The sequence below is a fragment of the Ottowia sp. genome (genome assembly GCF_047975795.1).
In the GTDB taxonomy this organism is placed as follows: domain Bacteria; phylum Pseudomonadota; class Gammaproteobacteria; order Burkholderiales; family Burkholderiaceae_C; genus Ottowia.
In genome coordinates this window covers 1-25,222 of sequence record NZ_JBKEEE010000017.1, presented here as the reverse complement: position 1 = coordinate 25,222, position 25,222 = coordinate 1, and the positions used below count along the sequence as shown (strand labels likewise).

The window sequence follows — 25,222 nt, the reverse complement described above, 5'->3', positions numbered from 1 at the left end:
ATGTCCACCAGCCCCAGCAAACCCGCCAGCACGCCACGCCCGTCGGTGATTCAACTGGCCATCAAGGAGCGCGCCGCGCTGTACGCAGCCTACATTCCGATGTTTGCCGAAGGCGGCATCTTCATTCCGTCTGACCGCGACTACCAGTTGGGTGACGACGTGTACGTGCTGATCACGTTGCCGGACGATGCGCAGCGCTACCCAGTGGCGGGTAAAGTGGCCTGGATCACGCCCGCGCGCTCGTCCGGCAACCGCACGCAAGGCATTGGCATCAGTTTTCCCAAAGACGACAAGTCCAAGCAACTGCGCCTGCGGATTGAAGAAATCCTGGGTTCGGCGCTCAAATCAGAGCGCCCCACGCAAACCATCTGATGCCCTTGTGCACTTGATCGTATCGCCTGATCGGGTGCGCTTGACTGGGTGCGTTTTATCGGGTGCGCTTGAACATTTTTCGATTTGCTGCGCTGCCTGCCGCATGTTTACCGACTCCCACTGCCATCTCACTTTCCCCGAACTGGCCGCCGACTGGCCCGCCGTACGCGCGGCCATGGCCGCAGCGCGCGTGACCCGCGCGCTGTGCATCAGCACCACGATGGAAGAGTTTCCCGGCGTGCAGGCCCTGGCGGCCAGCCATGACCATTTGTGGGCCAGCGTGGGCGTGCACCCCGACAGCGAAAACGTGCACGAACCCAGCGTGGATGAGCTGGTGCATGCCAGCCGCCTGCCCAAGGTGGTGGCGGTGGGCGAAACCGGGCTTGATTACTACCAGATGGCCGAGCGCAAAGGCGGGCGCAGCATTGCCGACATGGACTGGCAGCGCGCACGCTTTCGCACCCACATCCGCGCTGCGCGCCAGGCGGGCTTGCCGCTGGTGATCCACACCCGCGCCGCGTCGGCCGATACCCTGGCCATCTTGCGCGAAGAAGGCGAAGACGGCTCACCCGGCAGCGCAGGCGGCGTGTTTCACTGCTTTACCGAAACGCCCGAGGTGGCGCGCGCCGCGCTGGAAATGGGGTTTTACGTGTCTTTGTCCGGCATCGTCACTTTCAAGAACGCGGCGGACGTGCACGCCGTAGCGCGCATGGTGCCTGACGACCGTTTGCTGATCGAAACCGACAGCCCCTACCTGGCTCCCGTGCCTTACCGCGGCAAGACCAACTCGCCCGCTTATGTGCCTTACGTGGCCGCGCGCATTGCCGAGCTGCGCGGTGTATCGGTGGAGCACGTGGCCGAGCTGACCTCCCACAACTTCACTGGCCTGTTCAAGCAGGTTGCCCATTCATGAATGTTTTGAAATCCGCAGCTTTGGGCTGCCTGCTGGCGCTGGCCAGCGCCGCCGCCTGGGCGGACGATCTGGCGGTGGATTACGTGCGCGCCATCAAGCAGGACAACGCTGTGCGCATCAACGGGTTGTTGCGCGATGGGCTGGACCCCAATGCCCGCAACGAGCACGGCACGCCCGGCCTGGTGCTGGCCTTGCAAGAAGAGGCGCTGAGGGCTGCGCAAGCCATTTTGGCGTCTAACCGGCTGGATTTGGAAGCGCGCACCGCCAGCGACGAAAACGCCCTCATGATGGCTGCGCTGAAAGGGCAAGTGGACATGGTGCGCGCCTTGCTGGCCAAAGGTGCCAGCGTCAACAAGCCGGGCTGGACGCCGCTGCATTACGCCGCCACCGGCGGCAACGCCGACATCATCGGCCTGCTGCTGGATCGTCGCGCCAGCCTGGAGGCGCGCTCGCCCAACGACACCACGCCGCTGATGATGGCCGCGCGCTACGGCTCGCCGCAAGGCGTGCAACTGCTGCTGCGCGCTGGGGCCGACCCGCTGGCACGCAACCAGCTTGGCATGGACGCGCTGGACTTTGCGGCCAGCGCTGAGCGCCCTGATGCGGTGGCGCTGCTGACCGAAGCCAAGCGCCGCGCGCCGGTGCGCCAGTCCGTCGGGACAACAGCCAGGCCTGCCTCAATCCAGCCCTCTACGCCAGTTGAGCGGGCAGCGGCTTCCCCTGTTCAGGCCACTATCCAGGCCACCCAAACCACGCCGGGTGTGGCGCAGCAAGTCACGCCGTCATCAGCTGCGACAACAACCGAGCCTGCTGCGTCATCCACGCCACCACCACCATCAAGCACAGCGGTGACATCGGGCGGGGCCGCCCCCATTACCACCGGCGAAGGTGCTGTGCTGCAAATGGGCACGCCCGACTGATCTGACATTCGTGTGCTGCGTGTCTGCCGACCAGCCAGCAAGGCCCGACGCAAGATGAAGCAAGCGGCAAGCCAGGCACCAGGCTGCCACACACTTTCAGGGCGGCAGCAAGCGGGCTTGCATACCCGCTACCGCTTCGCGTACCAAAGTCCACACGGCTTGCATGGCGCTTTCATGCCGCAACTCAGACGGCATGCTCATCCAGAAGGTGCGGATAAAGCGTCCCTCGGTGGGCAGCACACGCCGCAGCGTGGGGTCATGGTCGGCCAGGAAAGCGGGCAACACGGCCAGACCGGCTCCGGCGCGCACGGCCTCGACTTGTGCGGTGATGCTGGTGCTGCGCAGCGAAAAATGTGCGGGCTGGCGCGCAGGCTGGTGCAGCGCACCCAGAAATTGCAGCTCCCTGGTGAAGAGCAAGTCGTCCACATAACTGATGAAGGCGTGGTGACGCAAGTCTTCACGGCTGCGCACCAAAGGGCGGCGCGCCAGGTATTCGCGTTCGCCATACAGGTGCAAGGCGTAGTCGGTCAGGCGCGTGACCACCACCGAGTCACGCTGCGGGCGCTCCAGCGAGATCACGATGTCGGCCTCGCGCCGCGACAAATGCACCATGCGGGGCAGGGCGAGCAAGTCCAGCGTCAAGCTGGGGTGCTGCATGGTCAGCCGTGCCAACTGGGGGGCCAGCATCACAGTACCAAACCCTTCCGTGACCCCCAGGCGCACCACCCCGCTGGGGCCGCCTGCTGCGTCGGGTTGCGCCGGGGCCAGTTGGCGGGCTGACTGCTCCATCGCTTGCACACCGGGCAGCAGCGCGCGCCCCGCTTCGGTCAGGCGGTGGCCATCGGCCTCGCGAATGAACAAGGTGGCACCGGCTTGTTTTTCCAGCGCACGCAAACGGCGGGCGACGGTGGTGTGGTCTACACCCAGGCGCCGCGCAGCCGCCGTCAACGTGCCGGTGCGCGCCACTTCCAGAAAAAAACGCAGGTTGTCCCAGTCCATTCGTCGTGTTGTTGTGCAAATATGCAAAACCAAGTTGCAGTCATGCGTATTGTCATGGCAAATTCGCACAATTAGGATGCCGTGTGATGCGGCAATGTGCGCCGCGCCATTCCAGCCAAAATCCAGATCAAACCCCGCTTCAATAGGAGACAAGCCATGGATGCATCCATCACCTCGCAAGTTGCCACCGTCAAACTGCTGATCGACGGCCAGTTCGTCGAGTCCAAATCCACGCAGTGGCGCGACATCATCAACCCCGCCACGCAGCAGGTGCTGGCGCGTGTGCCCATGGCCACCCAGCAAGAGGTGGACGCGGCGGTGACTGCGGCCCAGAAGGCTTTCAAAACCTGGCGTAAAACCGCCATTGGTGCGCGTGCGCGCATCTTTTTGAAGTACCAGCAACTGATTCGTGAGCACATGACCGAGCTGGCCGCGCTGCTGACGGCCGAGCAAGGCAAGACCCTGCCGGACGCCGAAGGCGACGTGTTCCGCGGCCTGGAAGTGGTGGAGCACGCCAGCGCCATCGGCAACCTGCAACTGGGCGAGTTGGCCAACAACGTGGCCACTGGCGTCGATACTTACACGCTGCTGCAACCACTGGGTGTGTGTGCAGGCATCACACCGTTTAATTTTCCAGCCATGATCCCGCTGTGGATGTTCCCCATGGCCATCGCCACCGGCAACACCTTCGTGCTCAAGCCCAGTGAGCAAGACCCGATGGTGACCATGCGCCTGGTCGAGCTGGCGCTGGAGGCGGGCATTCCCCCTGGCGTGTTGAACGTGGTGCACGGCGGCGAAGACGTGGTCAACGCCATTTGCGACCACAAGGACATCAAGGCGGTTAGTTTCGTTGGCTCTACCAAGGTAGGCACCCACGTCTATAACCGCGCCAGCCTGGCCGGCAAGCGCGTGCAATGCATGATGGGTGCCAAAAACCACGCCATCGTGCTGCCTGATGCCAACAAAGAACAAACCCTCAACGCCCTGGCCGGTGCCGCCTTTGGCGCGGCCGGCCAGCGCTGCATGGCGGTGACCACCGCCGTGCTGGTGGGCGAGGCGCAAAAGTGGATTCCCGATCTGGTGGCCAAAGCCAAGACGCTGAAAATCAACGCGGGCAAAGAGCAGGGCACCGACGTGGGGCCGCTGATCTCGTGCGCTGCCAAAAGCCGTGTTGAAAGTCTGATCGAGCGCGGCGTGGCCGACGGTGCCAAGCTGGAGCTGGATGGCCGCAATCCCGCAGTGGCCGGTTACGACAAAGGCAACTTTGTCGGCCCCACCATCTTCAGCGGCGTCAAACCCGGCATGAGCATTTACGAGCAAGAAATCTTCGGCCCCGTGCTGTGCCTGGTGGCCGCCGACAGCCTGGACAGCGCCATCGACTTCATCAACACCAACCCCAACGGCAACGGCACGGCCATCTTCACCCAGTCGGGTGCGGCGGCGCGCAAGTTCCAGGACGATATCGACGTGGGCCAAGTTGGCATCAACGTGCCGATTCCGGTGCCCGTGCCGCTGTTCTCGTTCACCGGCTCGCGCGCTTCAAAGCTGGGCGATCTGGGGCCGTATGGCAAGCAAGTGGTGATGTTCTACACCCAGACCAAAACCGTCACGGCGCGCTGGTTCGACGATGATTCCACTGGTGGTCTGAACACCACCATCAGCCTGAAGTAAGGACATTTCGCGCCGTAAGGAGTGGGCTTGTGATTACCACCATCACCACATTTGCCTTGCCCAAGGCCATCACACGGGAAGAAGCCAAAGGCATCTTTCTAAGCACCGCGCCCAGGTACCAGGCGGTACCGGGCCTGGTGCGCAAGTGCTATGTGCTGTCCGAAGACGGCAAGACCGCTGGCGGTATTTACCTGTGGAAACGTCGTGAAGATGCCCTGGCGCTGTACACCGAGGAGTGGCGCGCCTTCGTGCGCGAAAAGTACCAAACCGAACCCCAGGTCACCTACTTCAGCAGTCCGGTGGTGGTGGACAATCTGACACATGAAATTCTTGCCGACGATTAAAGCCCGCCTGGGCCTGCTGACAGCCTTGTTCGCCTTGGGCACGAACGCAGTTTATGCCCAGCCAGACATCCCGGCGAACAGCCTGGGCTGCACCACCGAAAACTGCTCGCTTCAGGATTTTGAAGCCGTGCGCGATGCCACTGAAACCTTGTATGGCGACATCTTGCTGATTCTGTCGGCGCACGAACGGCCTGCCTTGCGCAGCAACCAAAACGAATGGCGACGCACAGCGCGCGCTCAGTGCAATCAGGCAGCACCAGCCGGAGCCAACTTGAACGCATCCCAGGCCAGCCCACATCACGCCTGCATGATCGAGCAGGATCTGCGGCGGCACAAGGAATTGCGCCGCTGGTTGATGGACGGTTATACGGTGGAGTGAGTCTGGCCCATTGTTTCAACGGGTCATCTGTGTGGCGTTGGTATCTTTGCAAAATAAATTGGCATCTAGCGCTTGTGGTTATTGCGTAGAAAGCTATGTAAGTTATAGCTATTTTCAGGAGACAGCAGCGGATGGACTTTGAACTGACCGAAGAGCAGCGTGCGTTTGCCCAGGCCGCGCACGATTTTGCGCAAACCGAACTGGCCCCGCACGCCGCCCAATGGGATGCTGAAGCCATCTTTCCTCGCGAAGCGATTGCCAAAGCGGGCGAACTGGGCTTTTGCGGCCTGTACGCACCTGAAGCCGCAGGCGGACTGGCGCTGCCAAGGCTGGACGCAGCGCTGGTGTTCGAGCAACTGGCGGCGGTGGACCCATCTACTGCGGCCTTCATCACCATCCACAACATGGCCACCTGGATGCTGGGCACCTGGGCCACGCCCGAAGTGCGGGATCAATGGGGGCCAGTGCTGTGCGCGGGCGAAAAACTGGCCAGCTATTGTTTGACCGAACCCGGCGCAGGCTCGGATGCCGCTTCGCTCAAAACCCGTGCGCGGCTGGAAGGCGGTGAATACGTCATCAACGGTGGCAAAGCTTTCATCAGCGGCGCAGGCAGCACCGACGTGCTGGTGCTGATGGCACGCACGGGCGACGCCGATTCGGGGGCAGGGGGCATCTCTGCCTTTGCCGTGCCCGCCAACGCCGAAGGCATTCACTATGGCAAGAAAGAAGAAAAAATGGGCTGGAACAGTCAGCCCACGCGCCAGATCAACTTTGACAACGTGCGCATTCCGGCCAGCCACCTGCTGGGCCAAGAAGGCGAGGGCTTTCGGATTGCCATGAAGGGGCTGGACGGCGGGCGCATCAACATCGCCACCTGTTCGGTCGGTGCGGCGCAAGGCGCGCTGGACCATGCGCGCAACTACATGCACGAGCGCAAACAGTTCGGCAAACCGCTGGCCAGTTTCCAGGCCCTGCAATTCAAACTGGCCGACATGGCGACCGACCTGGTGGCCGCGCGCCAGATGGTGCGGCTGGCCGCCTTCAAGCTCGACAGCGGTGCGCCCGATGCCAGCACCTTTTGTGCCATGGCCAAGCGCTTTGCCACCGACGCGGGCTTTGGCATCGTCAACGACGCGCTGCAACTGCATGGCGGCTATGGCTACATCCGCGAATACCCACTCGAGCGCCTGCTGCGCGATGCCCGCGTGCACCAGATTCTGGAAGGTACGAACGAGGTGATGCGCGTCATCATCTCGCGCCGTCTGCTGCAAGACGATTCGACCGATTTTTTGCAATAAACCCGCTGGTACGTTATTCGCATGTCTCAAGCCCCAGTTCTTTTCAACACCCTGCCCACCGCCAGCGGCCACGTGTTTGGCCGTGCCACGCTCAACGCCCCAGCCAGCCTGAACGCGCTGTCGCTGGCCATGGTGGATTTGCTGCAACCGCAACTGGCCACCTGGGCGGCAGACCCGCAGGTGGCGGGCGTGGTGCTGGACGCGGCGGGTGACAAAGCGTTTTGCGCCGGTGGCGACATCGTTGAACTGGCCCAAGAAATCCGCCAGTTACACCAAAGCCAGCCCGGAGCCGTGCCCGCCCACGCCGAAGAGTTTTTTGAGCGCGAATATCGCCTAGATTACGGCATCCACACCTTTCCCAAACCGTTTTTAGTGTGGGGCCACGGCATCGTCATGGGCGGCGGCATCGGCTTGATGGCCGGGGCGTCGCACCGCGTAGTCACGCCCAAGACCCGGCTGGCCATGCCCGAAATTGGCATCGGCCTGTTCCCGGATGTGGGCGGAAGCTGGTTTTTATCCCGCATGCCGGGCCGCACGGGTGCCTTTTTGGCCTTGACCGGCGCGCCGCTGAACGCTGCCGATGCCTTGTTTGGCGGTTTGGCCGACTTTGCGCTGCGCCCTGAAGACCATGCCTTGCTGCTGAACGGCATCAGTGCCAGCCATTGGCAAGGGCAGGGCGCGCGCGCAGCCAACGACGCGCAACTGGCGCACATCATCCACCGTCTGGCGGGCGATGCCCGCATCAGCCTGCCTGCATCGCCGCTGCGCACCCACCTGGATCGCATCAACGCCGTGATCGACCACGACCAGTTAAGCGATATGGCCCCGCGTCTGGCCGTCTTGCAAAGCGATGCAGACCCCTGGCTGGCCCAGGCCGGTGCCGCATTCGCCAAAGGCTCGCCCACGTCCGCCGCGCTGGCGCTGGCGCTGCAGCAGCGCTGCAAGCGGGCATCGCTGGCCGAATCTTTCCGGCTTGAATACCAGGCCGCCGTGGGCTGCTGCGCCCATGAAGATTTTGCCGAAGGCGTGCGCGCACTGCTCATCGACAAAGACAAAACCCCGCGCTGGCAACCCGCCACGCTGGCCGAAATGCCTGCGGACTGGATCGATGACCACCTGCGCCCCCGCTTTGACGGTTCGCACCCGCTGGCCGATCTGGCCTGATCTTTTTTTTCCTGATTTGAAACCACCCTTTGAGAGGAGACATCACCATGAGCCAACTTCCCCGCATTGCATTCATCGGCCTGGGCAACATGGGCGGCCCGATGGCAGCCAACCTGGTGCGCGCTGGCTATGCCGTGCAGGCATTCGACCTGAGCGAAACCGCCATTGCTGCTGCGCGTCAGGCCGGAGCCGAAGTGGCTGCATCCGCGCTGGACGCCGTGCGTGGCGCGCAAGTCGTGATCTCCATGCTGCCCGCCAGCCGCCACGTGGAAGCCTTGTACCTGGGGCAGGGCGGTGCCGGGGAGGGCGTCTTAAACGCCATTGAAAAAGGCGCGCTGGTCATTGATTGCAGCACCATCGCCCCGGCATCAGCGCAAAAAGTGGCGCAAGCAGCCGCAGCCAAAGACGTGGCCATGATTGACGCCCCCGTTTCTGGTGGCGTGGCGGGGGCCAGTGCAGGCACCTTGACCTTCATCGTCGGAGGCGATGCGGAGGCACTGGAGCGTGCGCGCCCCGTGCTGCAAGCCATGGGCAAAAACATCTTTCACATGGGCGCAGCAGGTGCTGGGCAGGTGGCCAAGCTGTGCAACAACATGGCACTGGGCGTCATCATGGCCGTCACTGGCGAAGCCATTGCCCTGGGCGTGGCACACGGGCTGGACGCCAAGACCCTGTCTGAAATGATGGCCGTCAGCACCAGCCGAAGCTGGGCCACCGAAGTCTGCAACCCCTGGCCCGGCGTTCTGGAAAATGCCCCTGCGTCGCGCGGCTACAGCGGCGGCTTTGGCAATGACCTGATGCTCAAAGATATGGGCTTGGCCGTCGAAGCCGCCATGGGCGTCGGCAGTGCCATCCCGTTGGGCGAATTGGCCCGCAACCTGTACGCACTGAACAAACAAGCTGGCCGAGGCGGACTTGACTTTTCCAGCGTGGTCAAGCTGGTGGCAAAAGGCTAAGAAAACGGGCGCAGATGTGACATGTGACTCCTGTGCATGCAGGTCTGCGCTTGTGATCTGCGTGCACAGAAATCTGAGCATGTGCTTCACTTAATTTGAATACAACCAAGATATTTATTAACATAATATACATCGTATGAAGTAAAAATCACTATTAAAAGGAACCCCTTTGGTTCCTTGGACTACTGTACTTCAATCAAAATTGTCTCAACCTCAAATATCCAGAAATTTTCCTCGACGAACTGCACACCCAGCAAATGTAATCACAAACTGCAGGCGGTGTCAACGCTACGATCTTTTTTAAGCCTCTTGTCACATTCTGACACGTCTAGACCTCATTGAACCTATGCCAGCTTCAGCACGGGATTGGCTGGCGGCACCGGCAGCACGAATCGCTCAGGATCGAGCAGCACCACGGCGGATAACTTGGCCACTGCCGTGCCGCCACGGCCCAGCACCTCATAGCGCACGATGTTGACTTTGCCCGCACCTTTGGCGGCGACCATCATGTGCCAGCCAGCCTTGAGTACCTCACGTTGAACTTGCAGGCCGGTCATGTCCGCGTCGGCCTCGGGGCCAATCTCGCGGGCATACAGCTTGAAGATCAAGGGTGAGACCAGGGCCAGGCCTTCGCCCGTGAAATGCACCGATGCACCTGATTCGTTGTACTTCAGCTCCCGGCTGGCCAGCCCTTGCTGCAACCACTGAATGAAGGCCAAGGCAAGTTCAGTTGGCTCGGCCTTGCGTTTGGTGGCATCTTGCGGCAACTCAGGCAGACTGGGCATGAGCACCACCGGATCAGGCACGCTGCGGGCCATGACCAATGGTTCTGGCTCCGGGTGCAGAGTCTCTGTCTTGGGTTTTGCACCGATCGGCTTTGCAGCGATTGGCTTGATTGTTTGCGGCGTCTGGGACGGCTTCTGGGCGTGCGCTGATTGCTGTTGCGGAAGTGATGCCTCGGGCTTTGAAATTGCCGCAGTTTTGGGCGGCTTGCTGGTGGCTTTACCGGTGGGCTTGCCTGTGGATCTGACGGGCGTCTTGAGCGTGGCCACCAGACGCGCATCATCTTCATCGTCCAGCCAGTCGTCTTCAGCATCAAAGCCATCGATGCCGCCGCCTATGGTAATTTCGCTGGAGTCAGCGGTTTTGGGCTTGGTCGGCTTGGCTGGCTTCACATGCCCTTGCCCTGCGGCAGCTTCCTGTTTATTGCCCGCACTCGGCTTTGCAGCAGCTTTGGGCTGATTGAACCCCGGCGCACGCATCGCTTTGAGTTGGCCTGCAGCAGATGTGGGCTTGTCGGATGCAGATGCGAATGCGGGTGCCGGTGCGGATGCAGCCTGGGCCGATACGCTGGAGACTGCGGCAGCTTCCTGGGTGTCTTCAGCATCCTGCCTGCTGGCCACTGCTTCAGCCGTGTGCGCCTGATCCTGGGCATCCTGATCTGTTACAGCCTCCGGACTGTCGTCCTTGGCAGGCCGTTTGTCCTTGATCTCGATGCGCCCGTTCATGGCTGGCGGGTATTGGCTGGCATCGTCATACAGCTTGGCCAGCGGAAAGCGCAGCATACTCAGGCTGTTCGAGTATGCGCCAGCGCCCTGCCCTGGCTGATCTGCCTGCCCTGCCCCAGCTTCCTCTAAACCCATGCCGTGCACCACCACATACCAGATGGCTTGCCCGGTCTGCGGGTTGGGCTGGATGCAACCATATTCCTGCCAGGTGTCAAACAGCCGGTCGTTCTTGCTGTCCCCCGGAATACCTTCGTCCGGGGCGTGTTGCTTGAGCCAGGCCCTGACGGCATCGGATGCCCGCTTGGCCACCAGCCACACCGAATCATCGTAGACCCAGCCTGCTGCGCCGTTGCGGTTCAGCGGCAAGGTGGTGCCGCTTTTGAGCATGGCCTTGAGCGCGCCCATGAGCAGCTCGATCAGCGGCACGCTGGTGGCGCTTTCAAACCGGGCACGACTGCCCTGCTTGAGGGCCTTGCTGCTCGATGCCTGGTCAGCGCGGCTGACGATGCGCGCCACCAGGCTGGTTTTGTCATGACCGTACAGATACTGCACCAACGCATCCATGGCCTGGGGCGTGCGGGCCATGAACGACAGCGCCGTGGGCGCAGCGATCTGGCTGAGCAAGGTGACAGCCAGACGGCTGTGCGCGCCATAGTCGCGTTGCGACTTGGGGGTGAATTCGACCAGGTACTCGGGCTGCGCGCGGCCGCGCGTCAGTTGCAGCAAGCTGCCCGCCACCGGTGTCCAGCGCAGGGCCTCGGGCATCTGGGCGGCGCGCCAGCTGATGCGCAGATCGGTCATGGGCTTGGCGATGTCGTGCAGCAAAGCGGCGTGGAACACCACATACGTCCACACATCGCGTTCATCATCGATTTGCTCGATGCTGGCACCAGCAGGCAGCAGGTGGCCATTGCGCCAGGTTACCGCTGCCAGGGCCATCTCCAGGGTATGGGCCAGCAGGCCACCGGCGTGGGCATGGTGGTGCGATTCCGAGGCTGGCATGAGTTGCACGAATTCGGCGTAGCGGTGCAGCGCGCTCAGCAAATCGCGTTGCCAGACCGCATCGGCCAAGCGCGACTGTCGCCACAGCGCTTCGATTGCGTCATCGGCGCGCAGGCCGGCCAGCAGATCCTGGGCTGGCAGCACGCGCAGCCAGCCGCGCTGGGTGCCTTCCATCTGTACAGGGACAGAGGATGGGGTCGCTATGGCCAATGCTGGCTTCGCGTTGCTGGGCGCACTCTGGGAGTTCGGCACACTCAAAGCAGGATGAGCAGCGCGCAAGCCCGCTGCACGGCGCAGGAATTGGAGCCATCGTGGGCGGATCATGCTTGGGCTGCTAAAACACAGGGGATTCAATAAGGGGTGAAAGGATACTCCGTGGTGAATTGGTATCAACCACTGTCAAGTTCACTCCATGAAGGCAACTACCTTGAATCGAATGCTGGCCAGTGCCCGCATGACCAGCTCCAGATCCACGAACGATGATTGCCACAGTTGAAAGACCGGTCTGGGCGGCGCTTTGCGGCCCACGCCGTCCGCATCGGCGGCATAGGCCGCAAAAATGCTCAGAAGATCATCGCAAGTATCCAGAATGCGGGCCATATTGCCTTGGCGCAAATCCCTGCCCAAACGGCTGAAGTGGTGCAGTGCGTCGGACAGCCACATCAAATCCGTGGCTTCCCTGGCAGGATCGCTCGGTATTTGCAGGTAGACCGAAGGCGAGCAGTTGGTGTAGGCGCTGTACATCCGTATGGCCATGGCAGTCTCGCCCGCAAAGAACAGCAGCTCAGTCAGCTCTGCGGTGAAGTCCAGCTTTGTCATTTCACAACACTTCACAACAGCACCGCCAGGTGCTCCTCAAGGGCAGGCTGAGGATCCAACTCGGCACGCCAGGAGAACAGCTCCTGCCCTGCCCCACCCGACTCGACAAAGCTCATCCAGGGCTGCGCCAATGGGTTCCACACACGGGCATCCGGATCGTGCACCAGGCCACGGCCCCAATAAGCGCGGTAATAGATGAAGTCCAGCTTCAGAATATCCTGCACCAGGGCCATCTTGAGACTCATACCGGGCTTGTCCAACCAGTTCATCGATGCGGCAGTTGCTGGACGGCCAATGACGTACCCGGCCAGCAGATCGCGCACGCACAGGCACGGGTCGTGTTCTGGCTCCACGTAATGCTCGAAGCCGTCGTAATGGCCCAGCCAGCGCGTCAGGCGGGGCAGCCAGCTTTCAAGGCCCAGGCTGCGCAGATGCGCGGCAATGGCGTAAAGAGCATGGGCATGATCGAGTTGGTCACGCCCCCAGTGGGGCCACTCTGGCGCGGGCATGGCCAGCTCCTGTTGACTGCGCAGCCTGGGCAAAGCGTTCATGCCTTGCGGCGTGCGCTCAGCCAGCCTGCAAAACCGACGCTCAGGCCCAGCAGCCACAGGCTCAAGCCATCCACAGCGGGCACAGGGTGTGCATTCGATGCACCAGGGCCAGACATGGACAGACAGGCCACCGTCAGCACCGAATCGATCAGCAGACCTTCAGCAAACGGTGCGCTTTGCACCCGCAAGACCACCTCGTTCAGGCCATGCGCAAACCCAGTGCTGAGTGTGGCCGCGCCCATGCCAGCGGCCTGAAATCCCACATGGTTGTAACCGTCGTAGCCGCCCGATTGGGGAATACCTGCGACAGCCTGATCCACCCCATTGACCCAAACCTGCGCCAGTTGGTTGTCGGCGAGGTAATTCATGGCGATATTGACCGTGGCTGGGTCAGAATCTGCAGCCAGATCGAAGGTGTAGCGGTAAAACCAGTCGCCGCTGTCAGGGTGCGAGGCATGCTCCAGGCTGATCCACTGTGCACTGGATGATGAAGACGTGCTCCAGGCCGATGCGTTCGATCCCAAGATTGCTGGCGCATACGTGAGCGTCAATGGCAGGCTGGCCAGCGCCGAGGTAACCGTACCTGGAACCGTGGCCACTTCCCACACTGCATCGTTGCTGCCATCGGCCAGCACGCCCGAGGTGGCAGCATCGAAACCGGTGTTGAAGATGTTGGGCTGGCTGACATTGCATGACACGGATGCCGGTGCGGCCCAGGCGATGTGCGAGACGGTGGCCAGCAGCATCGTGCATGCAATTGTTTTAAGTTGATTCACTGGAATTTCCCCTGAAGTTGGTGTGCAGAAGTGCTACCAGCTTCAAAGAAACGGCGCTTCAGCCAGCAGCCCTTTCGATACTGCCCAGCGACCTGGCTGATGTCAGCCGATTGGCGTGCGTCACGTGACGGAGGCTAATCGCTTGAAACAGTTCTCTACTTGTGCTAGTGAAACTGCGTCAGCTTCCTGATGAGCCTGAAGATGCATCAGGGTGTGCTGGTGTTAAGGACTGGTTGCGTCACCCCACGCCCAGCAAAGCGGCCCCGCCCGCTTTGCTGGGCCACTCACCCGTAAAAAGCCCTCTGCCCGTCCCCGTAGGCCGTTTCCCGCGCGGGCGACGACTGTAAGGAGAACGCGCGGCCCTTTGGATTGGGCCATTAACCCGTAGGACGCCGTTTCCCTGTCGGTCAGCCGCCCCTGGCTGGCCCAGCCTTTCCAAAACACACACCAGCTGCCCCATGGGATGCTTTTCATGTTGCGTGCAAAGATCAAGCGCAAAATTTACCAAGCACAATTTTCAGCCTCCGTCAAGCGATTAGCGTCTGTTACGTAACGACGCTGATCACTGGCGCTCGTTTGGCCGATTCGTAAAACTTGTCCTCATTCTTTGGCGACGCTTGAACCTTCAAGTGTTTTTGCCCGGATACGGTGTTCGTTGACGGCTGTGCTTTGCCTTGTACTCCATCCTCCCTTTCTCAGCCGGAAATGGTGCCCCAGCGCAAGCTGGCCGGGCTTTCTTTATTGAGCGACACCATGCACCTGCTGTTTCGTCTGATCTGCGCTGCTGCCTTTGTGGCTGCTGGCACCGGCATGGCCCAGGCTGCCGAGCCGACTTCTTCCTTTGCGGGCCGCGTGGTCGATGGGCAGCAAATGCAGGTGGGCCGCTACACCACAGCGCTGGCCAAGCCTGCGCGGACGGTTTCCAGGCCGCTGGAGGTGTTCGTGCAGATTTCCTACCCGCGCCAGACCGTGCGCACCGTGGGTGATGCGGTGGATCACACTTTGGTGCGTACCGGATGGCGGCTGGTGCAGCGCTCCAGCCTGTCGGCTGACGCAGCGCGTTTTCTGGACTTGCCCCTGCCGGAATCCCAGCGTTCCCTCGGGCCATACCGCGTGCGTGAGGTGTTACAGGTCTTGCTCGGCGAGACTTGGGTGTGGCAACAAGATCCAGTGCGCAGACTGCTCTGGTTCACCATGGCACCTTCCATGGCCGCGCTGACTGAAAGCGGCAAGGGCGCGGGCGCTCCGTCGAGTACGTCCGCAAGCCCACCCGGCATGGCCGGGCAGGTGGGCGCTGAACCACCGGCTGCGACGACAGACGCGCCACCGCCCTCAGCCATGCCAGAAGCGGGCGATGGAGTGCCGCAATGATGGACACCAACGATCAGCAGGCCGCAGCCGATGAGCAGCGCCGCGTCCAGGAGCAGCAAGCGCGCGAGCGGGAAACATTGCGCCAGGCTGAGTTGCGCGTCCAGCAGGTGCGCGATCGTGAGCAGGAGCTGATCGAAGACGAAGAACGCGCCCGGCTGGAGGCCAGCTCAGGCGCACCCCGTGAACCTGAAGGCCAGGAACTTGAAGCCGAGTTTGGCCTGGGCCATCGCCGCAAAGGCTGGTCACTTCTGGCCCGTCTGGGTCTGTCACGACGTAGCGATGACGACGCCGATGACGATGACGATAACGACGCTGGCAACGGGCCGGACTTCAAGGGCACCGCATCATCAGGCGGGGCCTCTGCCCTGGTGCTGGGGTTTTTTCTGTTGCTGATGGCCGTCGGTGGCTACCTGGGTTACCGGGCGCTGTTTGCGGTCAAGAAGCCCGTCACAGTGGCCACTGCATCGGCACCTGAAATCAGCAAGGATTTGCCGCTGGCCACGCCGGATGAAGGTCTGTCGAACCCGCAAGGGGCAGGCAGTCCTGCGGAATCTGCGCCTTCCCTGCCCGCACCCACGCCTGTGAATGAGACTAAGGCAGCACAGTCCGATCAGCTCGATCAGTCCGATCAGTCTGCATCGTCTGCGCCCCCCGCGCTGATCCCACAGCCCGCCTCATCGGCTTCAGAGCCAGCGATGGCATCCAGACTGGCCGATCCAGCCGACCATGACAGCGCTGCTGTCAGCACAGACCGCGCCGATGCAGCGGCCACCCAGATCCAGGCCGCCAGGGCCATCGAGACTGCCGAGCTGCTGCAACGCCTGAGTCTGGCCGAGAGCCGCATCACCAACTTGCAACTGGCGCTGGAGCGCGAAATTGCCGCGCGGGCCGAAAGCCCGGCTTCACAGCAGGCGGGCACGGCATCCGCGCCCGTTCAAACTGCCGCACGCACCCGCGCGACGGGCCAGGCCACCGACGGCCATCAGCAACAGAAAAAACCACCACGGAAGAAATCCTCACCGGCACCAAAGCCAGAGCTGCAGGCCGAGCTGCTGGCCGTCGATCTCTGGGACGGCCAGCCGTCCATCGTCGTTGGCACCAACGCGCCGGGCGACAAGCGAAGCCGGGTGCTGGCCGTGGGCGACACCTTCAATGGCATCACCTTGCAATCGGTCGACGTGGCTGCGCAACGGGCGACTTTCGCCACCGGCACCGGCACGGTGACGCTGGACATGAAAAAACAAGGGGGGCGTCCATGACGGTGCGGCTCTTCATCGCAGCCCTTGCCCTGGCAGCGCTGGGCAGCGCAGCCCAGGCCCAGCAAGCCGTTGCAAAAACCCAGCAGGCGCGCATTCAGGAAGGCAGCGCCATTCAGTCTTACTCGGTGCTGGATCAGCGCGAGCAGCTGCTGGCCAGCATCTGGGGGTTGAACGCCGAGGAAATGGTGCGCGCCAAGGTGTTGATGGAAGGCCCGCGCAAGTCGTTTTCTGTGGAGAACCTCTCGCCCATCGAGGCGCTGGGCATCCACGCGCGCAATGACGCCGAACGGCGCAAATACGCTGAGATGTTCGCCCGCGCCCTGCACGCCGACGTCGAGCGCTCGCTGGCCTGGAACAGCGCATTCATCGAGGCCATGGCCCGCATGTACCCAGGCGAGCCGGTGGTCAACTACACGGGCTTGCCCAAAGTCAATGCCAGCATCGGCGCAGCCGATGCGCTGGGCGTGCCGCGTGGACTGGTGACTGACCCAGCGGCCAGCGCGCTGCCGCGCGCAACGCCACAGCCTGCCGGAGGGCGCAGGCCGTGACCGCCATGAATCAGCGCATGGATCAGCATCAGGTGCGTCGGCGCCTGCTGGCGGTTACCGCCGCCTGGCTGGGCCTGGGCGCGCCGGGCGTGCGGGCCGCACAGGTTTCAGCCCTCAGCGCCTGGATGCCCTATCCCGCCGATCAGATCGGGCGCATTGAGCCAAGGCTGACTGCACCAAGGCAGGCCGGGCAGTCACTGCCTTCAGCGCAGGTGCGGCAGGTGCGCATCGCCCCCCGCATCACGCAGGATTTCGAGCCGGAAGTCCAGACCCGCGCACGCCTGCGCCATCTGCCCGGCCCGGCGGGTGCATCCGGCGCATCCGGCACATCGGGCACGGCAGGCCAGGCCAGGCTGCCACCACTGCGCGAGAACCCGCCTCGCGCCTACGTGCGCACGGGCGAGCGCTTTGGCATTCCGCCCTGGCTGCTCTACGGTGTGGCCTTGCAGGAGTCACAGCTCAAGTTTGGCAACCGCGCCCTGCCCTATCCCTGGACGCTGTGCGTGCGCGGGCAAGGGCAGCGCTTTGCCTCCTATAAGGACACGCTGGCCGCTTTGAAGCGCCACGTTAATGCCCACATCACCAACGTCGACTGCGGAGCCATGCAGGTCAACTGGCACTGGCACCACGACAAGCTGCTCAGTTTCGAGCGGGCGCTCGATCCATATCCCAATCTGGCCGTGGGCGCGCAGATTCTGCGCGGGCACTTTGATGCCCGGCGCGACTGGCACCAGGCCATTGCGCTGTACCACACCGGCAGCAACGGCACAGCCGAGCAACGCCGCCGGGGCAGGCGCTATGCCGAGTCCACCCTCAAGCGGCTGGCGAGGCTGGGCGTGGACGTGCCCGGCTTGCTGACAGGGGGGGCGCGGCGTGCGTAAGACCATGCCCATGCTGATGGCCCTGACAGCGGCACTCTGGTGGCCGCTGCCGCAGGCTTTCGCGCAAACAGACACGCAGGTGCCGCCTTCACTGGACACCATTGATGCAGGCCCTGCTGTGCCCATGTCCGTCTACACCGCTCACCTGGTGGCGGGGGCGGATCAGGCGGGTGTGATCGAGAGCATGCGCTTTCCGCTGCGTTCACGCCTGGTCGTGGGACGCTTGGCGCACCCCGTTCGTGTACTGGATCCGAAATGGCTGACCCAGCCCATGGCCCTGCTGGGCGCGGATCCCATGTCGCAAAACTGGCTTGAAATCCACCTGCCCGCCCTGCGCGCGCGGCGTCGCGGCACTGGTACTGGACGCGGATTCGCCAGCGGACTTCAAGCACATGCAACGCGCCGCCGATGGACTGCCCATCGCGCCCGAGCCTGACGCCTGGCTGGAGTCCCAGCTGCTGGCCAAGGGGGTGCGCGTGCTGCCGCTGTTCATCGGCCTGGACGGCATGGCCACGCAGGACGTCCCGTCGTCCGCGCCCAGCCCTGCGAAGGCCATACCATGAAAAACCATGCCGTCCTCGAAGGTCTGCTGCGCCCGCCCATCGAGCTGTACAGCACGGCGGTGGCCTGGGGTGTGGCCCTGGTGGCCATCGTGGCCCCCTGGGCCTTGATGATGCCGCCGCTGCTGGGCTGGGTGGCCGCTGCCATCGCCGGCTGGTTTGGCTGGCTGCGGATGCGCCAGGCGCTCATGATCATGCGCTACCAGCACGGCATGAAGTATTACAGCGTGACGCGTGTCGCGCCATCCAAGCTGCCCGTGACACCCGACAGGCTGTACCTGGGCGATGGCTTCGAGTGGACGCAGCAGCACACCCAGCGCAAGCGCGATGCCATCCAGGTCGACGCCAAGCCGTTCGTGACGCCAGGCGGCCTGGAGCTGCAGATGCGCCGCCTGGGCCTGTCCTTGCAAGAGCGTGCGGCCCTGCCCGCGCCAGGTGCCCTCACCCGTGCGCTGGCCGGGCTGAGTCGGCGCGAAGGCTGGTGGAACCCGCTGCATCCGTTCCCGGATCTGGGCGGCTCGCCCATGCTGCACGGTGTGGGGGTCTTGAACGAAGTGCCGATCGGCCTGCGCCAGAGCGCGCGCAACGGCCACATGATCGTGATGGGCACCACGCGTGTGGGCAAGACGCGCCTGCTGGAATTGCTGGCTACGCAGGACATCCATGCGGGCAAAGTCACTATCGTCATCGACCCCAAGGGCGATGCCGATCTGATGCTGCGCCTGTACGCCGAAGCCAAGCGCGTCGGCCGGCTGGAGCAGTTCTACCTGTTCCACCTCGGCTACCCGGAGATCTCGGCGCGCTACAACGGCATCGGCAACTTCGCCCGCATCACGGAAGTGGCCACGCGGGCCACCAATGCGCTGCCGTCTTCCGGCAACTCGGCGGCGTTCAAGGAATTCTCCTGGCGCTTTTCGAACATCGTGGCGCAGGCGCAGGTGGCGCTGGGCCGCGTGCCGACCTACGAATCGCTGCTGAAAGACGTGACCGGCATCGACGGTCTCTTTATGGACTACGCCACCATGACGTTCGAGGGTCTGGCCGCGCAGGGCCGCTTTGTCGACTGGAGAGACAAAGTGGCCAGCTTGCAGTCGCAGATCGGCGTCAAGGGCGGTATTCCCGTGCCGCGCAGCCTGCAAGACCGCAACCCCGAGCTGGTGGCCATGTTCCTGTGGATCCGCGAGACCAAGCTCGAAGACAAGGTGCTCACCGGCCTGGCAGCTGCCTTCAGCTATGAGCGCAGCTTCTACGAGAAGATCATTGCCAGCCTCGGGCCATTCCTGGAAAAGCTCACCACCGGTGCCGTGGGCAAGCTCATCAGCCCGGATTATTTCGATCCCACCGATACGCGGCCCATCTTCGACTGGATGACGGTGATGCGCCAGGGCGGCATCGTTTACGTCGGCCTGGACGCGCTGTCCGACGCGGTGGTGTCGTCTGCCGTGGGCAACTCCATGCTGGCCGACCTGGTGAGTGTCGGCGGCAAGCTCTACAAGACCGGCCTGGATCCGCACGACCCGCAAGGCAAGCTTCAGTTGCCCGAGGTCTGTTGCCACTTCGATGAGGTCAACGAGATCGCCGGGCCGGAATTCGTGCCCATGGTCAACAAGCTCGGTGGCTCTGGTTTCCGCATCACGGCCTACACCCAGTCCATGTTCGACATCGAGGCCAAGGTCGGCGACAAGGCCAAGGCCGGCCAGATCCTGGACAACTTCAACCACCTGGTGATGCTGCGCGTGCGCAGCGTCACCACCGCCAACCTGCTGGCCGAGCAGGTGCCGCAGGTCGACGTGGTGCATCTGACGCCCATGAGCGGTGTCACCGACACCGCCGCGCAGGGCACGGGCGTGGATTTCACCAGCCGCAACGACGACATCGTGACCAAGACCAAGGTGCCGATGATCGAGGCCGCGGACATTCTGGAGCTGCCACAGGGCCAGGCCTTTGCGCTGCTCGAAGGCAACCGGCGCTTCAAGATCCGGATTCCACTGGCCGACTCGCGCGGCGATGCCTTCGTGCCCGATTCCCTCAAGAAGGTGGCCTCGGACATGCGCCAGCGTTACCGCACCAGCGAGCAGTGGGCCAGGGAAACCGACTGGCTGGGGCCGGTGGGCGGCTGGCTCAGTGGTCAGCCGCTGGGCGATGCCAGCGCTGGTTTGATCGACACCGGCCTGGCCGAACAAAGCCAGACCGAAGAGGCGCAAGCGGCCTCTGAAGCCGCACCCGTTGACGCGCTGCAAAACAGCGCCGTGCTCGGTCAGGTCATGGGACACGCCTCATGAATGCGCCGGCAGCAAAACCACCGTCGCGGGCGCGCACGCGCGGGCCAGTGGAGTTGATCTTCGAGGTCGCGCTGGGTCTGTTTTTTGTCGCCGCATTCAGCTGGTTCATCGGCGTGATGATCGAAATCACGGGCAGCTACACCCTCTGGAAAGACGAAGGCGAAAACCACAGCCGTCGCCTGGTGGCGCAGGATCTGACTTACATTGCGGCCGCGCCACGCTCATTGCTGGTCGACGACACGGGCGCATTCGCACGCCAGATCGTGACCTGGGTGCGCTGGCCTTACGAGCGGTTGGGTGTCTTACGGGCCTATGAACGGTTTCATGGGCCAGATGGCGATGCCACCACCCACAACGCTGAGCCAGCAGACACCCCACCTGCCAAATCCAGCAACCAGATGCAGCGCGGGCTGCGCCAGGCCACGCGCACGGCTGGCGAGCTGTTCACCCGCTGGGCCGTGATGAGCATGTACGTTGGCCAGGACGTGCTGCTGCGCCTTTCGGTGGCGTTTTTTGCCCTGCCTGCCTTTTTGCTGGCGCTGGTCATGGGCTGCGTCGATGGCCTGGTGCGGCGCGATCTGCGCCGCTGGCAGGGCGGGCGCGAATCCTCGTTCGTCTACCACCACGCCAAGCGCTACACGTCCTGGGCCTTGACCGGCGGGTTTGGTCTGTACCTGGCCTGGCCCTTCGGGGGCTTCAACCCGGCCTACATGGTGCTGGTGTTCACCGTGCTGGTGGCCGCCACCTTGTCCACCACGGTAGCCAGCTTCAAGAAGTACCTGTGACACACCTGCCGACCCTGATTCCGACCCCTATTCCTACAGATTCTGAAGGAGCAATTCCCATGTCTCAAGCCTCTCTCGCCATCCCCACTCAATCTTGCGCAGGTGGGCGGGTACGCCGGGCCTGGCTGCTGGCCTTGCTGCTGGCCGCAGGTGCCACGGCCGCACAAGCGCAGGCCACGGACGATGAGATGGAGCGCGAGCACCTGGCGCGCCTGTCCAACGAATTGGCCAGGGTGCAAAAGATGGTGGCCGATGCCGCCGCTCAGGCACCCACGGGCCAGCGCGTGAAGTTCCGCTACGACTGGCTGGAAAGCGATTTGCAGCTGCTGCGCGAGGGCATCGACCGCCACGCCGATGCGCCGCGCCAGCCGCGTCCCGTGCCCCCGCTGCGCGGCGACTACCGCCAGTGAACCCAAGGAACCCAAGCCGCCGAGGCCCACCATGAACGAAGCCATGCGCCAAGCCTTCCGGGCCGGATCCGGCATCGATCCTGTGACCATGAAGTGGACCCTCATGCTCATGGCCATCGCTGTGGTGCTGGTCTGCGCAGTGTGGGTTCTGGTGCAACTGGCCGAGGCCCGCAGCAAGGATGAGATCAGCAACTCAGAAATCATCAACGCCGTGGTCCAGCTTTTGATCATCGTGGGCCTAACGCTGTTCGTAGTCATGTAGCACCGATGCAGCACAAACATGCCGTACTTCCCTGTTTCCCAAGCCACCTGTTCCATACCTCTACACAGGAGTTCTCATCCATGAAAAACACCCTCGCTCAACTCAAGGCTGGCGCAGCGCGCGGCCGCGAGGCACTGGCCCGCGCAGCCTTGCTGCCCTTCGTGATGCTGGCCAGCAACCCGGTGCTGGCCGCTTTGCCCACCGTCACCCCGCCGGGCACCGGCATCGGCGGCGCGGCGGTCACCGATGGCGACTGGCTGGGCAGCATGGGGGCCTGGTTCAAGGCCGGTGTCGGCATCGTCGCCCTGGTGCTGGTGGCCATGGGTTTCGTGTACGTGATCATGGGCGCCTTGGGCAAGTGGCGCGCCTATTCCATGGGCCGCGCCGAGATGGCCGATCTGAAGGAATACATGATCATGGCCGCCGTGCTGACCGCCTTTTTGGTGCTCATGGCCACGATTGCCATCAAGACGCTGGAATAAGCCGCCATGACGCCCAACCAGCGCCGCAAGGCCGACGCCGAGGCTCAGGCCGCGCTGCAGCGCGCGCCGGTCACAGACCGGGTCAACGTCGAGCCGGCCATTCTTCACGGCATGACCGTGACCGAAGCGCAGGTCATCGGCGCTGTGGCGCTGGCGCTTTGCCTGCTGGCCGGCGCGGTGGTGTATGCCGCCACCGGCTACTGGCAGTTCATGCTGATTCTGGCCATCTTTGGCACCGGTGCCGTGCTGTGGTTCGCCTCGCTGTATCTGGCGCGCATCAAGCGCGGCAGGCCCGATGGCTACTACAGCCATGCCATCCACCTGTGGCTGGCTGGGCGCGGCCTGGCCAAAAGCCGGTTTATGACTTACCACGGGTTCTGGGGTCTGGGGCGCACGCTGGATCTGTCGCTGGTCAGCGCCCTGCACCCCAGGGCTGAGCGGCCCGCGCAGGCTTTCCCTTCATCTTCATCTTCCCCTTCCTCGACGCCATGAGCAGCAAGCAGAATCTGGATGCCCTGGCGGCAGCCCGCGCCCAAAACGCCAACTTGCTGAAGGTCATTGGCGTGATCAGCGTATTGAGCGCCATGGGCATGTTCTACGCGCACAGCCTGCCGAAGCACCTGGAGCTGCACCTAGCACCAGACATCAAGGCAGGCAGCCAGCTCAGCGTCACCGATGGTCAGTCGCCGGTGCCGGACACCAATGTCTACAGCTTTGCCTACTACATCTGGCAGCAGATCAACCGCTGGCAGGCCGATGGCTCCAAGGACTACGGCCAGCAGATCTATCGCCTCCAGGCTTATCTGACGCCGACCTGCCGCGCCCAGTTGCAAAGCGATTTGCAGGCCCGCTCCGACGCCGGTGAGCTGCGCATGCGCACCCGGCAGATGACCGAGATCCCGGGCTTTGGCTTTGCCAGCAACCGCGTGGTAGCCGATGGCCCGTCGGCCTGGACGGTGCTCATTGATATGCAACTGATGGAGTCTTTCCGGGGGCAGCCGGTCAAAGACGCTTTCATCCGCTACCCGATCCGGGTCGTGCGCTACGACGTGGACCGCGAGCGCAACCCCTGGCGTCTGGCCATCGACTGCTACGGCGCGCACCGCCCGGCCCGTCTGGACGTGCGTGACGTGCAGGCGGTGACCGAAGGCAAGGCCGAGGCCGAGCTGCCTGGCGCGGTGACGCCGTCAGCGCTGCCGCGCACCACGGGTGATGCCGTCGATCCGAATGCCGCCCCCGAGGCCGTGCCGCTCCAGCGCGTGCCTGCCGCAGCAGACCCGGCCTCCCAGCCCTGATCCGCAGCCTTCCATTACCTACCCCATAGCAGCCACATCTCATGAACAAGCTGAACATCTTTCACCCGCCGGCCAGGTTCTGGAGCTGCGCTGCTGCGCTGGGCATGCTGCTGCATGCATCGGCTGCGCCAGCGCAGCAAGTCAGCGCCGTCAGCCCAGCCACGCTGCGCCATGTGCCGCCGGATCTGATCCAGGCCGACCCGGTGAGTGCGCCCAATGCGGCGGGCACCGCGCCGCCGGTCGATCTGGGGCAGGAGTTTGCTGCGCCAGCGGCTGCGGGCGCTGCTGCATCAGTGGGCGAGCCTGCGGCAGCCGCTGGCGTGGCCACGCAGGCCGCGCAGGCCGCGCAGTCGGCCCGGCGCACCCGCCGTCCACCGCCAGGCGCAGCGGCGGTGCGTGCCGGGGTCGAACGCGCGGTGTTCGAGCGCTCGCCCATCAGCGTCCCCCTGCCGGTGGGCACCGAGCGCCTGATCACCCTGCCCGCGCCTGCCGCCTTGCATGTGCCGGCCGACATGGCGCAGGTGGCGCGCCTGGAGGTCATCGACCGCACCATCTACGCCACGGCGCTGGTGCCCTTTACCACCATCCGCATCGTCGCCGAGCTGATCGATACCGGCCAGCAAATTCCCATGGATCTGGTGGCCGGGCCGGGCACCAGCTCGGCGCGCGCCGAGCTGGAGGTGTTCTCGGTCGATGCGCTGCCGGCTGCGGGCAATGCGGCAGCTCCAGCGGCAAGCAGCGCGAGCACAGCGCAGCCATCCACCGCTGGGCAGCCAGCGGTGGACATGGTGGAGCTGACGCGGCACGCCGCGCGCCAGCTCTACGCGCCCCGGCGTCTGGCCTGGGCCACGCCGGGGGTGCAGCAAATGGAAGTCAGCACCCAGGCGGTGCCGGGTTTGATGCGCGGCATTGCGGTGGAGACGGTGCCGCTCGGCCAGTGGCGCGCGGCCAATCTGTACGTCACGGCGGTGCGCGTGACCAACCGCTCACGTTTCCCGCTGGAGCTGCCACTGGAGGACATCCGGGGCCGCTGGCTGTCGGCCACGGCCCAGCACGGGCGTATCGGCCCGGCGGGAACGGACACCGATACCACGGCGGTCTATCTGGTCTGTGACCGCGCCTTCGATGCCTGCATGGCTTCGGCCTACTGATCAAGGACAGGAAAGAGGACACGCCCATGGCCAGCAGCAGCAACAAACTGATTCCACTCATAGCCATTGTCGGCCTGATGATCGTGGGCACGGTGATCTACAAGCAGTTTTCCGGCTCGGGGCCGGTCAAGGCCGGTGAAGACCTCGCGGCCGTGCCCGCGCCTGCCGAGCTGCCCAAGACGGCAGGCGCGGACAACGACACCCCGGCTGAAACCCTGCGCACCGTGGCCACCAGCAACGAAGAGCTGCGCCGCGATGTCAGCC

Annotated in this window: 28 protein-coding genes and 1 pseudogene; 24 read left to right on the top strand and 5 right to left on the bottom strand. The window is 63.7% G+C overall.

Features of this window, described 5'->3' with window-relative positions; translation table 11 throughout:
- From ACK5NW_RS02225 to ACK5NW_RS02215, 3 genes are all read left to right on the top strand, one after another.
- Positions 1-372 (top strand): PilZ domain-containing protein, encoded by a 372-nt coding sequence (locus tag ACK5NW_RS02225; RefSeq protein WP_416924620.1) that lies wholly within the window; start codon positions 1-3, stop codon positions 370-372.
- Between the two features lie 103 nt (positions 373-475).
- Entirely contained in the window at positions 476-1,285 is an 810-nt protein-coding gene (locus ACK5NW_RS02220) for a TatD family hydrolase (RefSeq protein WP_416924619.1), read from the top strand.
- Positions 1,282-2,205: an ankyrin repeat domain-containing protein gene (locus ACK5NW_RS02215; protein ID WP_416924618.1), complete on the top strand. Its 924-nt coding sequence runs from the start codon at positions 1,282-1,284 to the stop codon at positions 2,203-2,205. The genes ACK5NW_RS02220 and ACK5NW_RS02215 overlap by 4 nt, the downstream gene beginning before the upstream one ends.
- Before the next feature lie 96 nt (positions 2,206-2,301).
- Here ACK5NW_RS02215 and ACK5NW_RS02210 read toward each other — a convergent pair whose 3' ends face one another.
- The gene (locus ACK5NW_RS02210; RefSeq protein WP_416924617.1) at positions 2,302-3,204 is read right to left on the bottom strand and encodes a LysR family transcriptional regulator; all 903 of its coding nucleotides are present in this window, start codon (positions 3,202-3,204) and stop codon (positions 2,302-2,304) included.
- Between the two features lie 156 nt (positions 3,205-3,360).
- Here ACK5NW_RS02210 and ACK5NW_RS02205 point away from each other — a divergent pair, with 156 nt between their 5' ends.
- From ACK5NW_RS02205 to mmsB, 6 genes are all read left to right on the top strand, one after another.
- Positions 3,361-4,875 carry a CoA-acylating methylmalonate-semialdehyde dehydrogenase gene (locus ACK5NW_RS02205; protein ID WP_416924616.1) on the top strand — a complete coding sequence of 505 codons (1,515 nt, stop codon included), beginning with the start codon at positions 3,361-3,363 and terminating at the stop codon, positions 4,873-4,875.
- 29 nt (positions 4,876-4,904) lie between these two features.
- Positions 4,905-5,219 carry a YdhR family protein gene (locus tag ACK5NW_RS02200; RefSeq protein ID WP_416924615.1) on the top strand — a complete coding sequence of 105 codons (315 nt, stop codon included), beginning with the start codon at positions 4,905-4,907 and terminating at the stop codon, positions 5,217-5,219.
- Positions 5,197-5,598: a lysozyme inhibitor LprI family protein gene (locus ACK5NW_RS02195; RefSeq protein WP_416924614.1), complete on the top strand. Its 402-nt coding sequence runs from the start codon at positions 5,197-5,199 to the stop codon at positions 5,596-5,598. Before ACK5NW_RS02200 ends, ACK5NW_RS02195 begins: the two co-directional genes overlap by 23 nt.
- Positions 5,599-5,729: 131 nt before the next feature.
- The gene (locus ACK5NW_RS02190) at positions 5,730-6,896 is read left to right on the top strand and encodes an acyl-CoA dehydrogenase family protein (RefSeq protein WP_416924613.1); all 1,167 of its coding nucleotides are present in this window, start codon (positions 5,730-5,732) and stop codon (positions 6,894-6,896) included.
- Positions 6,897-6,917: 21 nt separating this feature from the next.
- Entirely contained in the window at positions 6,918-8,060 is a 1,143-nt protein-coding gene (locus ACK5NW_RS02185; RefSeq protein ID WP_416924612.1) for an enoyl-CoA hydratase/isomerase family protein, read from the top strand.
- Between the two features lie 47 nt (positions 8,061-8,107).
- The gene (gene mmsB, locus ACK5NW_RS02180; RefSeq protein ID WP_416924611.1) at positions 8,108-9,016 is read left to right on the top strand and encodes a 3-hydroxyisobutyrate dehydrogenase; all 909 of its coding nucleotides are present in this window, start codon (positions 8,108-8,110) and stop codon (positions 9,014-9,016) included.
- Positions 9,017-9,360: 344 nt separating this feature from the next.
- On the opposite strand, the gene mobH is transcribed toward mmsB, so the two are convergent.
- From mobH to ACK5NW_RS02160, 4 genes are all read right to left on the bottom strand, one after another.
- Positions 9,361-11,700, bottom strand: a complete 2,340-nt coding sequence (mobH, locus tag ACK5NW_RS02175; protein WP_416924610.1) for a MobH family relaxase — start codon at positions 11,698-11,700, stop codon at positions 9,361-9,363.
- A gap of 231 nt (positions 11,701-11,931) precedes the next feature.
- Positions 11,932-12,345, bottom strand: a complete 414-nt coding sequence (locus ACK5NW_RS02170) for a hypothetical protein (protein ID WP_416924609.1) — start codon at positions 12,343-12,345, stop codon at positions 11,932-11,934.
- A gap of 11 nt (positions 12,346-12,356) precedes the next feature.
- Positions 12,357-12,896 carry a hypothetical protein gene (locus ACK5NW_RS02165; RefSeq protein WP_416924608.1) on the bottom strand — a complete coding sequence of 180 codons (540 nt, stop codon included), beginning with the start codon at positions 12,894-12,896 and terminating at the stop codon, positions 12,357-12,359.
- Entirely contained in the window at positions 12,893-13,642 is a 750-nt protein-coding gene (locus ACK5NW_RS02160; protein WP_416924607.1) for a hypothetical protein, read from the bottom strand. The genes ACK5NW_RS02165 and ACK5NW_RS02160 overlap by 4 nt, the downstream gene beginning before the upstream one ends.
- Positions 13,643-14,425: 783 nt before the next feature.
- Here ACK5NW_RS02160 and ACK5NW_RS02155 point away from each other — a divergent pair.
- The 15 genes and pseudogenes from ACK5NW_RS02155 to ACK5NW_RS02085 form a co-directional block, all read left to right on the top strand.
- On the top strand, positions 14,426-15,043 hold the full coding sequence (locus tag ACK5NW_RS02155) for a hypothetical protein (RefSeq protein WP_416924606.1): 618 nt from the start codon (positions 14,426-14,428) through the stop codon (positions 15,041-15,043).
- On the top strand, positions 15,040-16,302 hold the full coding sequence (locus tag ACK5NW_RS02150; protein WP_416924605.1) for a hypothetical protein: 1,263 nt from the start codon (positions 15,040-15,042) through the stop codon (positions 16,300-16,302). Before ACK5NW_RS02155 ends, ACK5NW_RS02150 begins: the two co-directional genes overlap by 4 nt.
- On the top strand, positions 16,299-16,850 hold the full coding sequence (locus ACK5NW_RS02145; RefSeq protein WP_416924604.1) for a hypothetical protein: 552 nt from the start codon (positions 16,299-16,301) through the stop codon (positions 16,848-16,850). Before ACK5NW_RS02150 ends, ACK5NW_RS02145 begins: the two co-directional genes overlap by 4 nt.
- Positions 16,851-16,855: 5 nt before the next feature.
- Complete coding sequence (locus ACK5NW_RS02140; protein ID WP_416924727.1) at positions 16,856-17,731, top strand: transglycosylase SLT domain-containing protein; 876 nt, start codon at positions 16,856-16,858, stop codon at positions 17,729-17,731.
- Positions 17,732-17,810: 79 nt separating this feature from the next.
- On the top strand, positions 17,811-18,167 hold the full coding sequence (locus ACK5NW_RS02135; protein ID WP_416924725.1) for a DUF2859 domain-containing protein: 357 nt from the start codon (positions 17,811-17,813) through the stop codon (positions 18,165-18,167).
- Entirely contained in the window at positions 18,124-18,294 is a 171-nt protein-coding gene (locus ACK5NW_RS02130) for a hypothetical protein (protein WP_416924603.1), read from the top strand. The genes ACK5NW_RS02135 and ACK5NW_RS02130 overlap by 44 nt, the downstream gene beginning before the upstream one ends.
- Positions 18,291-20,573: a type IV conjugative transfer system coupling protein TraD gene (traD, locus tag ACK5NW_RS02125; RefSeq protein WP_416924602.1), complete on the top strand. Its 2,283-nt coding sequence runs from the start codon at positions 18,291-18,293 to the stop codon at positions 20,571-20,573. Before ACK5NW_RS02130 ends, traD begins: the two co-directional genes overlap by 4 nt.
- Entirely contained in the window at positions 20,570-21,358 is a 789-nt protein-coding gene (locus tag ACK5NW_RS02120) for a TIGR03747 family integrating conjugative element membrane protein (protein WP_416924601.1), read from the top strand. Before traD ends, ACK5NW_RS02120 begins: the two co-directional genes overlap by 4 nt.
- Positions 21,359-21,417: 59 nt before the next feature.
- Positions 21,418-21,768 carry an RAQPRD family integrative conjugative element protein gene (locus ACK5NW_RS02115; RefSeq protein ID WP_416924600.1) on the top strand — a complete coding sequence of 117 codons (351 nt, stop codon included), beginning with the start codon at positions 21,418-21,420 and terminating at the stop codon, positions 21,766-21,768.
- Positions 21,769-21,799: 31 nt separating this feature from the next.
- Positions 21,800-22,030 (top strand): DUF3262 family protein, encoded by a 231-nt coding sequence (locus ACK5NW_RS02110; RefSeq protein WP_416924599.1) that lies wholly within the window; start codon positions 21,800-21,802, stop codon positions 22,028-22,030.
- 80 nt (positions 22,031-22,110) lie between these two features.
- Positions 22,111-22,512: a DUF2976 domain-containing protein gene (locus tag ACK5NW_RS02105; protein ID WP_416924598.1), complete on the top strand. Its 402-nt coding sequence runs from the start codon at positions 22,111-22,113 to the stop codon at positions 22,510-22,512.
- Between the two features lie 6 nt (positions 22,513-22,518).
- Positions 22,519-23,004, top strand: a complete 486-nt coding sequence (locus ACK5NW_RS02100; RefSeq protein ID WP_416924597.1) for a TIGR03750 family conjugal transfer protein — start codon at positions 22,519-22,521, stop codon at positions 23,002-23,004.
- Positions 23,001-23,807, top strand: a complete 807-nt coding sequence (locus tag ACK5NW_RS02095) for a PFL_4703 family integrating conjugative element protein (RefSeq protein ID WP_416924596.1) — start codon at positions 23,001-23,003, stop codon at positions 23,805-23,807. Before ACK5NW_RS02100 ends, ACK5NW_RS02095 begins: the two co-directional genes overlap by 4 nt.
- A gap of 41 nt (positions 23,808-23,848) precedes the next feature.
- The gene (locus ACK5NW_RS02090) at positions 23,849-24,958 is read left to right on the top strand and encodes a TIGR03749 family integrating conjugative element protein (protein ID WP_416924595.1); all 1,110 of its coding nucleotides are present in this window, start codon (positions 23,849-23,851) and stop codon (positions 24,956-24,958) included.
- A gap of 26 nt (positions 24,959-24,984) precedes the next feature.
- Positions 24,985-25,222: pseudogene (locus ACK5NW_RS02085) on the top strand (hypothetical protein); the annotation flags it as partial.